Source organism: Pseudomonas sp. SORT22, assembly GCF_018417635.1.
Classification (GTDB): domain Bacteria; phylum Pseudomonadota; class Gammaproteobacteria; order Pseudomonadales; family Pseudomonadaceae; genus Aquipseudomonas.
This window is the reverse complement of sequence record NZ_CP071007.1, coordinates 1,471,249-1,485,652: the sequence shown is the minus strand read 5'-3', so window position 1 is coordinate 1,485,652 and position 14,404 is coordinate 1,471,249. Positions and strand designations below refer to the sequence as shown.

Sequence of the window (14,404 nt, the reverse complement as noted above, 5' to 3'; positions counted from 1 at the left end):
CGATCAGTCCCTCGTTATTATTGTTCGGGGCTTTCCAGCACGCCGAACTGAATCTAGAGGGCACTTGCCGATCTGTCTGCCACCATTGACCGGACTGATACCGGGTAATTGTAACCATTTGCAGTTTTAGAACCTGGCGCTATTGGTTCAATGACCAAATCGTAGGAATCAATATGCCATTATTCAGGATGGACTAATGCTGAGTTCCTATACTCCTGCACAACGGTCTCCAAGCGGGCTATAGGGGGACGAGTGCCAACTCGAAAAAGAGGCATGCTATGGAGTGGCTGGGGCTGCAAATGCTCGCCGAACTTCCGGCAACCGGACAGATCCTTCTCGATTGCAGGCACAACCCCTACCTGGTGCTGCTTGCCTTTCTGATCGCCTGTGCCGGTAGCTTCGCCACCCTCGACATGGCCGAGCGCCTGAGCCACGTCGAGCAACCCGCGGCCCAGCGGCAATGGCGCTTGCTCGGCGCCTGCTGTCTGGCTGGCGGCATCTGGGCCATGCACTTCATCAGCATGCTGGCCCTGCAAACGCCGCTGGAGGTTCACTACGACGTGGCCCTGACCGGGGTCTCGCTGCTGATCATGCTGCTGGCCGGCTGGATGGCCATGAATACCCTGAGCCGCCAGCAACTGCTGCCGCGCCACTACCTGCAAGCGGCGGTGTGCTTCGGCCTGGGGATCATTGCCATGCACTACACCGGCATGGCCGCCATGCGCTCCAGCGCCCAGCAGTTCTATCGCCCCGACCTGTTCGCCGCCTCGGTCGCTGCCGCCATCGCCACCAGCCTCGCGGCGCTGCTGTTCGCCCGTTATTTGCGCAATGGCAGCGGCACCCTCTTTCAACTGATGAAATACGGCGCCAGCCTGCTGATGGCCGGCGGCATTGTCGCGACCCATCTGCTGGGCATGGCCGCCTTGACCCTGGTACTACCCGCGGACACCGCGCTGTCGCTGCCGGTCAGCGACAACAGCCTGCAACTGAGCCTGACCATCGCCTTCATTACCCTGTTGATCAGCGCCAGCAGCATCAGCGCCGCGCTCTCGGACAAGAAGCTGCAAAGCAAGGAGCACGACCTGCGCCGGGTCAACGTGCTGCTCAGCCAGCTCGACCAGGCCCGGGTGTCCTTGCAGCAGGCCGCCCACTACGACGCCCTGACCAACCTGGTCAACCGCCGCGGCTTCAACCAGGTGTTCGCCGAGCGCCTGGCCGAGCAAACCGCCAATGACGGCATGCTGGCGGTGATGTTCCTCGACATCGATCACTTCAAGCGCATCAACGACAGCCTCGGCCATGATGCAGGCGACGAGTTGCTCAAGGTGATTGCCGCGCACATCAAGACCGCCACCCGCAGCCAGGACGTGGTCGCCCGTTTCGGTGGCGACGAGTTCTGCATCCTCACCGCCCTGCACAGCCGCGATGAGGCCCGGCACCTGGCCCAGCGCATCATGCAGAAGATGAAGGAGCCGATCGACCTGGCCGGTCGGCGCATGGTCATGACCACCAGCATTGGTATCAGCGTGTTCCCCGATGATGGCCGCAGTTGTGACGAGCTGTTGAAAAACGCCGACCTGGCCCTGTATCAATCCAAGGGTTGCGGGCGCAACAACCTGAACTTCTTCAACAGCAACCTGAAAACCCGCGCCACCCTCGAGCTGCAACTGGAAGAAGAACTGCGCATCGCCCTGCTCGAAGAACGTGGCCTGCGCATCCACTACCAACCGATTTTCGACCTTCACAGCGGCCAGGTGGCCAAGCTCGAGGCCCTGGTGCGCTGGCAACATCCACAGCACGGGCTGCTCAGCCCGGACCGCTTCATCGGCATTGCCGAAGCCAACGGCCTGATCGCCGAACTCGACCTATGGGTGTTGCGCCATGCCTGCGAAGACCTGGCCCAGCTCAACCGCCACGGTTACGACGGGCTCAAGGTGACCGTCAACTGCTCGGCGTTGACCCTGGCCCGCGAAGAACTGGCCCAGGAAGTCGAAGATGCCCTGCGTCAGGCCGGCATTCCGGCGCGCCAGCTGGAGCTGGAAGTCACCGAAAACGCGCTGATGGGCAACATTCACAACACCATCGCCCTGCTCAAGCGCATCCGCGCCCAGGGCGTGTCGCTGTCGATCGATGACTTTGGCACCGGCTACTCGTCACTGGCCTACCTCAAGCGCTTGCCGCTGGACACCCTGAAGATCGATCGCTCGTTCATTCAGGATGTACCGCGTTGCCGCCAGGACATGGAAATCGTCCAGGCCATCATCGTCATGGCCCACACCCTGCACCTGCAGGTGATCACCGAAGGCGTTGAAACCACCGAACAGTACCAGTTCCTCGCCCAGCAAGGCTGCGATTACCTCCAGGGCTACCTGCTCAGCCGGCCCGTGCCACTGGGTGAACTGCGGCCGATCCTGGGCGAACTCAACCAGCGCCATGAACAGGCGCTGAGCAGCATCAATCCTTACGCCGGTACAGATCAATCAGTGTCGCCGGATCTTTTTGCAGATAGCCCTGGCTACCATGCAAGCGCATCAGTTGGGCGGCCAGGCCGCTGATCGGGGTCGACGAACCCTGTTCGCGGGAAAATTTCACCGCGCTATCCAGATCCTTGAGCAAGGTGCGCACGTGCCACTTCACCGGCTCGAAGCGACTGGCGGCCATTTGCGGGGCCAGGATCTGCAGCGGCCTTGAATCGGCGAAACCACCCGCCAGGGCCTCGGCGATCAGGCTGGCGTCGACGCCTGATTGCTCGGCCAGCGCCACCACCTCGGCAATCACCAGCGCATTGCAGGCAACGATCATCTGGTTGCAGGCCTTGGTTACCTGCCCTGCCCCGACCGGCCCCATGTGGGTCACGCGTTGACCAAGGGTCAACAACAGCGGGCGCACGCGCTCAAGGTCGGCCGCCTCACCACCGGCCATGATCGCCAAAGTGCCGGCTTCGGCGCCTGGCGTGCCGCCGGAGACCGGGGTGTCGAGCCAGTGCATGCCGGTTTTCGCCGCCAGTTCGCTGGCCATCTCACGGGTAGCGGTCGGCTCGAGGCTGGAAAAATCCACCAGCAACTGGCCGGCCTTGCCTGCGCCAGCAATGCCCTGCTCACCAAACACCACCTCGCGCACCACCGCCGTGTCGGCCAGGCACAGCATCAGCACCTCGGCGTGCTGGCACAGCTCGGCCGGAGTCGCCACCTGGCGGGCACCGGCCTTGACCAATTCGGCGCATTTGTCCGCCGAGCGGTTCCACACCGTCAGCGGATAACCTGCGGCCAGCAACCGCCGACACATGGGCAAGCCCATCAGCCCGATACCGGCAAACCCCAACGAAGGACGTGCAGTGCTCATGTACAGCTCCAGACAGATTAAAGAAGTTGACTGATCGGACGATTCAGTTTGCAGGCGTGGCAAGGAAAACTCCTACACAGGCATCGGGTTAACCCCTATCGCCCACGCCAAATGCGCACTGATACAGTCGCGAACCTCATCCAGTGATGGCTCTATGCTACCTACTAGAACAGCCACCCACCCCCAGGCAAATGGCGCAAAATGACCTCCAAGACTACTTCTGCCAACGCGGTTTCCGAGCTGACATCCCCCACTCCCGCGTACAGCGCTCCCGGCTCGAGCTACTACAGCCCGCGGGCGCTCAACCCGCAGCAGTACCTGTACTTCACCGAAACCGATATCCAGCGCATCCTCGACAACCTCGATGGCCTGCGTGACCTGGTGTTCCCGCCCAGCGTGCATGTCGAAGACGACACCCAGCTGCGCCTGGACCAGCAGTTCCCCTCGGTGTGCCTGATTGGCCTGGGCCGTTGTGGCTCGAACATCGCCCTGGATGTCGCAGAACTTGTATACAACGCCAGGACCTTCTACCTCAACGAATTCAACAACGAAGACCGCGCCGGCAGCGAACCGAACTACAGCCCGGCGCGCTGGATTCGCAACAACCTGCGCCTGGTGCAGAACAAGGGCACCAAGCCGGTGTTCCTGGTAGAGCCGCTGGTGATGCTCGGCGACCTCGACAAGGACATCGCCGGACGCATCCGTTTTTCGCGCAAGGGTGAGAAGAGCGGTTTTATCCGCGACTACAGCAAGATGAAAATCATGGACCTGTCGGAAGTCCATGCCGGTGGCGCCGGTAACGCGCCGATCCTCGGCCAGTACCTGGCCAAGATCATCCTCAACAAGGAAACCCACCGCTTCTCCAGCGCCGACTGGAAGCTGATCCACTCGTACCTGATCGACTCCTGCGGGATCAAGGCCAACCAGTCACGCCTGTATTTCTACATCTTCAGCGCCGGTGGCGGTACCGGCTCGGGCATGGCTTCGGAGTTCGGCCTGGCCCAGCAATATTCGTACATGAACAAGACTTTCGACACCAAGCCGGCCGACGAAAACGATGGCAAGAGCGGTCATTCGTTCGTCTTCGAGCCGATCTTCACCAGCGGTATCTGCGTGCTGCCGAACATCTCCGATCATCGCAGCGAAATGTCCGAAGCCCTGCACATCAACGCCGGCCGGTTGTTGTGCAAGTACCTGTCCGAGGAATGGGATTTCTCGTACAACTTCGACAATGAAGACAGCAGCGAGGCCAGCGTCATGGGCCGCATCCGCCCCTGGAACGCCATGATGCTGATCTCCAACGACATCATGCGCTACGCCGAAGAGAACGATGACGGCAACATCCAGAACATCGACGTCAACGCCATGGAGAAGCACGCCAACCAGTACATCTCCCAGCAGATCTTCAACATCCTCACCGCCCAGGCAGTGACCACCGACTACGACCAGAACTACTTCCGTCGTGCCGGCATCGACATCGGCGAAACCATCCGCCTGGATGCCAACGACCTGTTCATGAGCCTGGCAGGCCCCGTGGCCATCGCCTACGCCGAATCGGTAGTGCCGGAACAGCCCTCGCCCAGCTCGGACAAATTCAAGGTGTTCGAGAAAGAGCAGCCGCGGCTGAACATCGACGACCTGTTCTTCCGCTCCATCGACCTGCCGCACTTCAACAAGGTGACCCAGGCGATCGAAGGCATCAGCCTGCTGCCGATTGAATCCCGCCGCTACCGCGCCGCCCTTGAGCAATACCAGGCCTCCGGCTACGACGCGGCGGCGCTGCACGACCTGCATTTTTTCAAGAACTGCTCGTCGGTGGTGTCGATCGTGTCGCTGCCCAAGGACTACAAGCTGTCGTACATGGACCTGAACCGGCTCAAGACTCACCTCAACAGCCTGTTCCCCAACACCACGCTCAAGCGCTATGCGCTGGTGATCGGTGCCTCGGCGAACCTGTCGCTGACCACCCTGATCGCCAAGAGCCCGTGCCTGTCGGACGACTTCCTGACCCTGATCGTGGCCTTTATCAAGCGCTGTTTTGCGCGTAACCCGTACCGCTTCGACGATACCCTGGACAATGCCATCCTTGAGTTCATCACCAGCGATGCCTTCGATGAAGACCGCATCGATGACCTGCTCAACGAGTTCGAGAACCCGGCGAAGATCCTCGATACCAACTGGTACGCGATCAAACCGATGTACGAAAAGAAATACCGCGAGCTGATCAACGACAAGAGCAAGTTCGTCTCGATCAATGACATCCGGCTGTCACGCGAATGCGTGAAGAAAGCGGTGAAATACCTGCGTGAAATCTACCGTCACCGCATCGGCAAGACCCGGGTGATCTCGTTGAACAGCCATACCGGCAAAGTGGATTACTGATTGAAAGCATCGCGGGGCAAGCCCGCTCCTACATCGGTAGGAGCAGGCTTGCCCCGCGATCAGACTGTTACCGCACTGCCTTGGCACACCCAACTGTTACCAACAGCCACCCCGGCTGAACAGTCCCGCGCACCAAAACCATCCCGCTGTGCATTTTCACGCACCATTTTGGCGCGTGATCAGCCGTTGGTCTTTTCCTGAATCACAATAAACGGCGAGACCACCACGGCCCAGATCTCTGGATCGCGGCTCTGAAGGTCTAGTGCCTGCTCTGCAGTGACCGCTCCGACAGTGCCAGCATTACGCCATGCAGCGACGCTTTCGCTACGGTTTTCGGCCATTGCCTGTGCAACATCGATCAGGTCCAGGGTCGGCTCGACCCAAATCAGGTCACCCTTGGCCCAAAAACGCTCCAGCGCTTTCCACTCGATTATTGCTGTCTCGCCGAGCAATTTGGCATAGAGGGTGCTTGGTTGATCTGTCATGGGTTCCTACCAGAAATAATTCGACCGCGATAAAGGTCGGTATTTTTGCAGAAAAACCCAGTTTCAAAATAAGTAATTGATCGACAAGGTGGTAAATGCCCGGGTTTGACCAGAGAAACTGGCAAAACAACGGCGTTTTTCTATAACTTTCTGTCGATTAGGCGACACCCCTGGTTTTTGCCCCGGCGGGCCTGCTTTTCAAGCGACAAAGCAGCGCTCTACACTGTACCGGTACAGTTGCCAGGGCCGTTCCGGGGGTTATCCGGGTCCGTGACGAGGCGTGGCCTCTCATGGAACCTGATCCGGTCCTCAAGCTCTGGCCGCCAGGACTATAAAAATTACAACAGAATGAGTGGAGCACTATGAGTAAGGCTACTAAGCAGATTTCCAAACTGTTTGCCGCAATGGTTCTGGCCGGGGTTGCCAGCCATTCGTTTGCAGCCGATACCATCAAGATCGGCATCGCCGGCCCGAAAACCGGCCCGGTCACTCAGTACGGCGACATGCAGTTCATCGGTGCAAAACAGGCCATCAAGGACATCAACGCCAAGGGCGGCGTCGACGGCAAGATGCTTGAAGCCAAGGAATACGATGACGCCTGCGACCCTAAACAGGCCGTGGCAGTCGCCAACAAAGTGGTCAACGACGGCGTCAAGTACGTAGTCGGCCACCTGTGCTCCAGCTCCACCCAGCCTGCGTCCGACATCTACGAAGACGAAGGCGTGATCATGATCACCCCGGCTGCCACCAGCCCGGAAATCACCTCCCGCGGCTACAAGCTGATCTTCCGCACCATCGGCCTGGACAGCGCCCAGGGCCCTGCGGCTGGCAACTACATTGCCGACCATGTGAAACCGAAAGTGGTTGCGGTACTGCACGACAAACAGCAGTACGGTGAAGGCATCGCCAGCGCGGTCAAAACCACCCTCGAAGGTAAAGGTGTCAAGGTTGCCGTGTTCGAAGGCCTGAACGCCGGCGACAAGGACTTCTCCTCGATCATCCAGAAGCTCAAGCAAGCCAATGTCGACTTCGTCTACTACGGCGGCTACCACCCGGAGCTGGGCCTGATCCTGCGCCAAGCCAAGGAGAAAGGCCTGAACGCCAAGTTCATGGGCCCTGAAGGTGTCGGTAACGACTCCATCTCGCAGATCGCCCAAGGCGCTTCCGAAGGCCTGCTGGTGACCCTGCCGAAATCCTTCGACGCCGACCCTGCGAACAAGGCCATCGCCGATGCCATCAAGGCTGACGGCAAAGACCCAAGCGGCCCGTTCGTGTTCCCGGCCTACTCGGCTGTCGAGCTGATCGCCGAAGGCATCAAGGCGGCCAAGTCCGAAGACACCGATAAAGTGGCTGCAGCCATCCATGCCGGCACCTTCAAGACCCCGACCGGCGACCTGTCGTACGACGCCAAAGGCGACCTGAAAGACTTCAAATTCGTGGTCTACGAATGGCATTTCGGCAAACCTAAAACCGAAGTTTCCCCTCAGTAATCCCGTCTGACTATATGACTACAAGCCCACTGTGCGAGCAGTGGGCTTTGTTTTACGAGGTTCATGGGCCTGATTCCCGCGATCCGGGAGCAGGTTCACCTGAAAATCTTAAAACCGTCACCAGCGGTTCGCTGGCAGTTGCCTGTGCCGAAGTGGCCAAGACCACAAGACCAGGCCGGGGGCATCCCCACCAGTGAAATGCGTATCAGGTTTTTAGGAGCGCTGTAATGCCTGAGATCTATCACTTCTTCCAACAGCTGGTTAATGGCCTGACCATTGGCAGCACCTATGCCTTGATAGCCATTGGCTACACAATGGTTTACGGCATCATTGGAATGATCAACTTCGCCCATGGCGAGGTGTACATGATCGGTTCCTACGTGGCCTTCATCGCCCTTGCGGGCCTGGCCATGATGGGGATCGATTCACTGCCGATATTGATGACCGTCGCCTTCGTCGCCACGATCTTCGTTACCAGTGCCTATGGCTACAGTATCGAACGGGTCGCCTACCGTCCGTTGCGTAACAGCAACCGGTTGATCCCGCTGATTTCTGCCATCGGTATGTCGATTTTCCTGCAAAACACCGTATTGCTATCCCAGGACTCCAAGGACAAGTCCATCCCCAACCTGATCCCTGGGAGTATCTCCTTCGGCCCGGGCGGCGCAGAGGAAGTGCTGATCTCCTACATGCAGATCCTGGTTTTCGTAGTCACCCTGGTGGCCATGACCGGTTTGACCCTGTTCATCTCCCGCTCGCGTCTGGGCCGGGCCTGCCGGGCCTGCGCCGAAGACATCAAGATGGCCAACCTGCTTGGCATCAACACCAACAACATCATCGCCCTGACCTTCGTCATCGGTGCCGCCCTGGCGGCCGTGGCGGCCGTGCTGCTGAGCATGCAGTACGGGGTGATCAACCCCAACGCCGGTTTCCTGGTGGGCCTGAAGGCCTTTACCGCGGCTGTGCTGGGCGGCATCGGCAGCATTCCGGGCGCCATGCTCGGCGGGCTGGTGCTGGGGGTGGCTGAAGCCTTTGGCGCCGATATCTTCGGTGACCAGTACAAGGACGTCGTGGCATTCGGCCTGTTGGTTCTGGTGCTGTTGTTCCGTCCGACCGGCATCCTCGGCCGTCCGGAGGTTGAAAAAGTATGAACAAAAATCTTAAACAGGCGTTCTTCAGCGCCTTGCTGGTCTGGGCTGTCGCCTTCCCGGTGCTGGGCCTGAAACTCAGCATCGACGGCATCAACCTGATCGTTCACAGCCAAGGGCCTTTCACCCTCACGGTCATCGCCGTGTGTTCGGTGCTGATGTTCTTGCGCGTGCTGTTCGACAAGCAATGGAGCGCGGCAACCAGCCGCCGTTCGGGCCGTAAGTTGATCTCGCCGGCCATGAGCAACTTCCTGACCCTGCCCAAGACCCAGCGCTGGATCATCATCGGCCTGATCATGGTTGCACTGGTGTGGCCGTTCTTCGGCTCACGCGGCGCGGTCGACATCGCCACCCTGATCCTGATCTACGTGTTGCTGGGCCTTGGCCTGAACATCGTGGTCGGCCTGGCTGGCCTGCTCGACCTGGGTTACGTCGGCTTCTATGCCGTCGGCGCCTACAGCTACGCCCTGCTGTCGCACTACTACGGCCTGAGCTTCTGGATCTGCCTGCCGATTGCCGGCCTGATGGCGGCGACCTTCGGCTTCCTGCTCGGCTTCCCGGTATTGCGTCTGCGCGGTGACTACCTGGCCATCGTGACCCTGGGTTTCGGTGAAATCATCCGCCTGTTCCTGCGAAACCTCACCGGTCTTACCGGCGGCCCCAACGGGATCAGCAACATCGAGAAACCAACCTTCTTCGGCCTGACCTTCGAACGCAAGGCCGCCGAGGGCATGCAGACCTTCCACGAGTTCTTCGGCCTGCAGTACAACTCGATCAACAAGGTGATCTTCCTCTACCTGGTGGCGCTGCTGCTGGCGTTGCTGGCGCTGTTCGTGATCAACCGCCTGCTGCGCATGCCGATCGGTCGCGCCTGGGAAGCCCTGCGTGAAGATGAAATCGCCTGTCGCGCACTGGGCCTGAACCCGACCATCATCAAGCTCTCGGCGTTCACCCTGGGTGCCTGCTTCGCCGGTTTCGCCGGCAGCTTCTTCGCCGCACGCCAGGGTCTGGTGACACCGGAGTCGTTCACCTTCATCGAATCGGCCATCATCCTCGCCATCGTCGTGCTCGGCGGCATGGGCTCGCAACTGGGCGTGATCCTTGCGGCCATCGTGATGATCCTGCTGCCTGAGCTGATGCGTGAATTCAGCGAATACCGCATGTTGATGTTCGGTGCGCTGATGGTGTTGATGATGATCTGGCGTCCGCAAGGCCTGCTGCCTATGCAACGTCCACATATGGAGCTGCGTCGATGAGCCGCGAAATTCTGCAAGTCAGCGGCCTGAGCATGCGCTTCGGCGGCTTGTTGGCGGTCAACGGCGTGGCCCTGACCGTCAAGGAAAAACAGGTAGTTGCGTTGATCGGCCCGAACGGCGCCGGCAAGACCACGGTGTTCAATTGCCTGACCGGTTTCTACAAGCCGAGCGCCGGCAGCATCCTGCTCGACGGCCAGCCGATCCAGGGCCTGGCCGGCCATCAGATCGCCCGCAAGGGTGTGGTGCGGACCTTCCAGAACGTGCGTCTGTTCAAAGAGATGACCGCCCTGGAAAACCTGCTGATCGCCCAGCACCGGCACCTGAACACCAACTTCTTTGCCGGCCTGCTCAAGACCCCGTCCTTCCGCCGCAGCGAGCTCGAAGCAAAAGAGTACGCACGGTACTGGCTGGAGAAGGTCGACCTGCTCGAGTTCGCCAACCGCCCCGCCGGTACGCTTGCCTACGGCCAGCAACGGCGCCTGGAAATCGCCCGCTGCATGATGACCCGTCCACGGATCATCATGCTCGACGAACCGGCGGCCGGCCTCAACCCGAAAGAGACCGAAGACCTCAAGGCGCTGATCAGCGTGCTGCGTGAAGAGCACAACGTCACCGTGCTGCTGATCGAGCACGACATGAAACTGGTCATGAGCATCTCCGACCACATCGTGGTGATCAACCAGGGCACGCCCCTGGCCGACGGTACGCCGGAACAGATCCGCGACAACCCTGAAGTGATCAAAGCCTACCTGGGGGAAGCGTAAATGCTGCAGTTCGAAAACGTTTCCACCTTCTACGGCAAGATCCAGGCACTGCACAGCGTCAACGTCGAGATCCGCCAGGGCGAGATCGTCACCCTGATCGGTGCCAACGGTGCCGGCAAATCGACCCTGCTGATGACCCTCTGCGGCTCGCCGCAAGCGAGCAGCGGCAGCATCCGCTACCTGGGTGAAGAGCTGGTCGGCCAGCCGTCCTCGCACATCATGCGCAAGAGCATCGCTGTGGTCCCTGAAGGCCGCCGCGTGTTCGCCCGCCTGACCGTGGAAGAAAACCTGGCCATGGGCGGTTTCTTCACCGACAAGGGCGATTACCAGGAGCAGATGGACAAGGTCCTGCAACTGTTCCCGCGCCTGAAGGAGCGCTTCAGCCAGCGTGGCGGCACCATGTCCGGCGGCGAGCAGCAGATGCTCGCCATCGGCCGGGCGCTGATGAGCAAACCCAAGCTGCTGCTGCTCGACGAGCCATCGCTGGGCCTGGCACCGATCATCATCCAGCAGATCTTCGACATCATCGAACAACTGCGCCGTGATGGCGTGACGGTGTTCCTGGTCGAACAGAACGCCAACCAGGCGCTGAAAGTCGCCGACCGTGCCTATGTGCTGGAAAACGGCCGGGTGGTGATGGAAGGCACCGGTGAAGCGCTGCTGACCGACCCGAAAGTCCGCGACGCCTACCTGGGCGGTTGATGCCAGACGCTTTATGCCACAAATGAAAAAAGGCCTTCGGGCCTTTTTTCTTGCCTGCTGTAACGCCTCCAGGGCACCGGACTCTAGTGCTGCAGGTGGGCCAGAAGCGCTGGCTCTAACCTCCCCTTACTACTGGAGCCTCATCATGACCAAGTCCCTCAGCGCCGCCGCACTTATCCTCTCCCTGGGCTCGAGCCTGGCCTTCCTGCCTGTTGTCCACGCCGCCGACGACATGAAAATGAGCAAGGAAGCAAGCATGGAGAAAGACATGAAAATGGACAAGAAAATGGCCGACGACAAGAAGATGGACATGAGCAACGACATGAAGATGGACAAGAACGACAAGATGATGAAAAACGAAATGCACGACGACAAGATGTAACCCCTACAGGGTCCGCAAGGCCTGGCTGCTGCGCCTGAACCAGGCCAGCAGGTAATCGGCCAGCACCTGGACCCGCTGCGGCATCCCGCCTTGATAGGGGTGCACCAGGAACAACGGCACGCTGCGCGTCTGATAGTCGCGCAGCAACCACTGCAAGCGGCCGTCAGCCAGTTCTGCATGGAGCATGTACGACGGCAGACGGGCGACCCCGGCGCCCAGCAGCGCCGCCTTCTTCAGCAAACTGTAATGATTGCTGGCAAAGCTGCCCGCCACCTGCACCCGCAACAGTTCGTGCTGCTGGTGATACAACCACTCTTCACGGCCGCTGTAATGGCTGTTGAGCAGGCAGCGATGGCTGCTCAGTTCGCCCGGCACCATCGGTTCGCCATAGCGCTGCAAGTAGGCCGGGCTGGCGCAGGTCAGCTCCTGCATGGCCAGCACCGGGCGGGCAACCAGTCGCGCGTCATCCTGGACATCGGTGCGAATCGCCAGGTCAAAGCCGTCGCCCAGCAAGTCGCGATAGCCGTTATTGAGCTCAAGCTCCACTTGCAGGTCCGGGTAGCGAGCGGCGAACTCCAGCAGCAATCCTTCAAAAAACGTCTCGCCCAACGACACCGGCACGGTGATACGCACCGGTCCCGCCAATTCGTCCTTGAGCATGGCCAGGGTTTGCCGCGCCCCTTCCATTTGCCGCACCAGTGCCTGCGCCTGGGGCAGCAACATGGCGCCGGCAGCGGTCAGGCTCAGCCGCCGGGTAGTGCGGTGCAGCAACTTCACCGAATGGCTGGCTTCAAGGGCGCTGATGCGCTTGGACAGTTGCCCCTTGCTCCAGCCCAGTTGTTGTGCGGCCAAGGTAAAGCTGCCGGCATCCATCAGCACGGCAAAGGCCGCCAGATCATCGAGGTCGCTCATGGATTGTTTCCATATGAAAACCAAAGGTTGCCTATTAGCACGCTTATCTACAGAAAAATCCACCCTAGACTTGAGCCTTGTCTACACACCCTACGAGGAATGGCTCAATGAAAATCCTGTTGATCGGCGCCAGCGGTACCATCGGTTCGGCGGTTGCCAAAGAGCTGGAGCAACGTCATGAAGTGCTGCGCATCGGCCGCAGCAGCGGCGACTATCAGGTGGACATCAGCGACAGCGCCTCGATCCGGCGCCTGTTCGAGCAAACCGGCCGCTTCGATGCCCTGGTCTGCGCCGCCGGCAATGTCACCTTCGCCGCCCTCGATGAAATGAACGCGGAGCACTTCGCCCTGGGCCTGAACGACAAGCTCATGGGCCAGGTCAACCTGCTGCTGATCGGCCGCGAGTTCATCAATGATGGCGGCTCGTTCACCTTTACCAGCGGCATCCTCAACCGCGACCCGATTCGCACCGGGGCCTCGGCCGCGCTGGTTAACGGCGCCCTCGATGCGTTCGTCAAGGCTGCCGCCATCGAATTGCCCCGTGGCCTGCGGGTCAACACCATCAGCCCCACTGTACTGGTCGAAGCCATGCCGGCCTATGCGCCATATTTTCGCGGTTTCAAACCCGTTCCGGCCGCCGACGTGGCACTGGCCTATGCCAAGAGCGTCGAAGGTTTGCAAACCGGCCAGACCTACCAGGTGGGCTAAGGCCTTGTGATCGGCGACCAGCCTGCGTAACGTGGCGGCACCTTTTGCTCGAGATGCTGGAGTTTGCTTGATGCGTGCCGCCCCTTCGCTGTTGCTTGTCGCCTTGTTGCCGCTGTTCGCCGGCTGCCAGATGCTGGCTGAAAAGCCGCAAGCCGCCTCTACCGCCGGCCAGACCCGCATGCAGGGCGAACTGACGGCCCAGGGCGGACAGCTGCTGTTCAAGCCCTGTGAAGAGACCCGCCGCTTTGCCGTGACCGACAGCGGCAACACCGGCCTGCTGCAGGAAGCCAGCGCGCTGGCGGCCACCCCCGGCACCCTGTTCGCCGACGTGCGCGGTACCTTGTCGGCCAGCGCAAAGGCCGGCAACGACGGCCAGTTGAACGTACAACGCCTGTACCGCATCGAACACTCCAGCAGCGCCTGCAGCGACCCCAACTTCAAGCGCCTGACCCTGCGCGCCAGTGGCCACGAGCCGGACTGGAACCTCAAGGCCGGCGGCAAGGGCATGGTCCTCGAACGCCTCGGCCAGCCAACACTGGCGGTCCCTTTCCTGGAAGAACAGCTGCCCGACGGGCGCTTCAGCCTCAACACCGAGGCCAACGGCCAGAAAGTCGAGCTCTGGGTCGCTCCGCAACGCTGCGTCGACAGCGCCACCGGCAGTGTCCAGCATCTGATCGCCGAGCTACGGGTGGACGGCCAGACCCTGCGCGGCTGCGCCTACTACGGTGGCTCACGCAACGACTGATCATCGGCGCCTGCGTTTAACCTGCCTGCAAAGGCGGCGAACAGCTTATACTTGGCGGTTTGTGTAAAGCCGCCGGCCGTCCATGGCCG

At 60.5% G+C, this 14,404-nt stretch carries 13 protein-coding genes; 10 read left to right on the top strand and 3 right to left on the bottom strand.

Going from position 1 to position 14,404, the window contains the following annotated elements; all coding sequences use genetic code 11:
- The first annotated feature begins 278 nt into the window (after positions 1-278).
- Positions 279-2,555 (top strand): putative bifunctional diguanylate cyclase/phosphodiesterase, encoded by a 2,277-nt coding sequence (locus tag JYG36_RS06975; protein ID WP_045197836.1) that lies wholly within the window; start codon positions 279-281, stop codon positions 2,553-2,555.
- On the opposite strand, the gene JYG36_RS06970 is transcribed toward JYG36_RS06975, so the two are convergent.
- Positions 2,455-3,342 (bottom strand): NAD(P)-dependent oxidoreductase, encoded by an 888-nt coding sequence (locus JYG36_RS06970; RefSeq protein ID WP_045197833.1) that lies wholly within the window; start codon positions 3,340-3,342, stop codon positions 2,455-2,457. The genes JYG36_RS06975 and JYG36_RS06970 overlap by 101 nt on opposite strands.
- 201 nt (positions 3,343-3,543) lie before the next feature.
- Between JYG36_RS06970 and JYG36_RS06965 the strand changes: the two genes are divergently transcribed.
- Positions 3,544-5,724: a hypothetical protein gene (locus JYG36_RS06965; RefSeq protein ID WP_045197831.1), complete on the top strand. Its 2,181-nt coding sequence runs from the start codon at positions 3,544-3,546 to the stop codon at positions 5,722-5,724.
- A 179-nt stretch (positions 5,725-5,903) separates the two neighbouring features.
- On the opposite strand, the gene JYG36_RS06960 is transcribed toward JYG36_RS06965, so the two are convergent.
- Positions 5,904-6,209, bottom strand: a complete 306-nt coding sequence (locus tag JYG36_RS06960; protein WP_045197829.1) for a DUF2288 domain-containing protein — start codon at positions 6,207-6,209, stop codon at positions 5,904-5,906.
- A 362-nt stretch (positions 6,210-6,571) separates the two neighbouring features.
- Here JYG36_RS06960 and JYG36_RS06955 point away from each other — a divergent pair, with 362 nt between their 5' ends.
- The 6 genes from JYG36_RS06955 to JYG36_RS06930 all read left to right on the top strand — a co-directional run bounded on the left by JYG36_RS06955 (position 6,572) and on the right by JYG36_RS06930 (position 11,951).
- Positions 6,572-7,699 (top strand): branched-chain amino acid ABC transporter substrate-binding protein, encoded by a 1,128-nt coding sequence (locus JYG36_RS06955; RefSeq protein ID WP_045197827.1) that lies wholly within the window; start codon positions 6,572-6,574, stop codon positions 7,697-7,699.
- A 227-nt stretch (positions 7,700-7,926) separates the two neighbouring features.
- Positions 7,927-8,850, top strand: a complete 924-nt coding sequence (gene livH / locus JYG36_RS06950; protein ID WP_028943524.1) for a high-affinity branched-chain amino acid ABC transporter permease LivH — start codon at positions 7,927-7,929, stop codon at positions 8,848-8,850.
- The gene (locus JYG36_RS06945) at positions 8,847-10,103 is read left to right on the top strand and encodes a high-affinity branched-chain amino acid ABC transporter permease LivM (protein ID WP_045197825.1); all 1,257 of its coding nucleotides are present in this window, start codon (positions 8,847-8,849) and stop codon (positions 10,101-10,103) included. Before livH ends, JYG36_RS06945 begins: the two co-directional genes overlap by 4 nt.
- Entirely contained in the window at positions 10,100-10,867 is a 768-nt protein-coding gene (gene livG / locus JYG36_RS06940; protein ID WP_045197823.1) for a high-affinity branched-chain amino acid ABC transporter ATP-binding protein LivG, read from the top strand. The genes JYG36_RS06945 and livG overlap by 4 nt, the downstream gene beginning before the upstream one ends.
- Positions 10,868-11,569 carry an ABC transporter ATP-binding protein gene (locus JYG36_RS06935; protein WP_045197821.1) on the top strand — a complete coding sequence of 234 codons (702 nt, stop codon included), beginning with the start codon at positions 10,868-10,870 and terminating at the stop codon, positions 11,567-11,569.
- Between the two features lie 145 nt (positions 11,570-11,714).
- Entirely contained in the window at positions 11,715-11,951 is a 237-nt protein-coding gene (locus JYG36_RS06930) for a hypothetical protein (RefSeq protein WP_213603453.1), read from the top strand.
- 3 nt (positions 11,952-11,954) lie between these two features.
- On the opposite strand, the gene JYG36_RS06925 is transcribed toward JYG36_RS06930, so the two are convergent.
- Positions 11,955-12,863: a LysR family transcriptional regulator gene (locus JYG36_RS06925; RefSeq protein ID WP_093380195.1), complete on the bottom strand. Its 909-nt coding sequence runs from the start codon at positions 12,861-12,863 to the stop codon at positions 11,955-11,957.
- Between the two features lie 107 nt (positions 12,864-12,970).
- Here JYG36_RS06925 and JYG36_RS06920 point away from each other — a divergent pair, with 107 nt between their 5' ends.
- Both JYG36_RS06920 and JYG36_RS06915 read left to right on the top strand, forming a co-directional pair.
- The gene (locus JYG36_RS06920; protein WP_045197815.1) at positions 12,971-13,570 is read left to right on the top strand and encodes a short chain dehydrogenase; all 600 of its coding nucleotides are present in this window, start codon (positions 12,971-12,973) and stop codon (positions 13,568-13,570) included.
- A gap of 70 nt (positions 13,571-13,640) precedes the next feature.
- A complete protein-coding gene (locus JYG36_RS06915; RefSeq protein WP_045197813.1) occupies positions 13,641-14,315 on the top strand; it encodes a COG3650 family protein in 675 nt (224 codons plus the stop codon).
- Positions 14,316-14,404 lie beyond the last annotated feature (89 nt).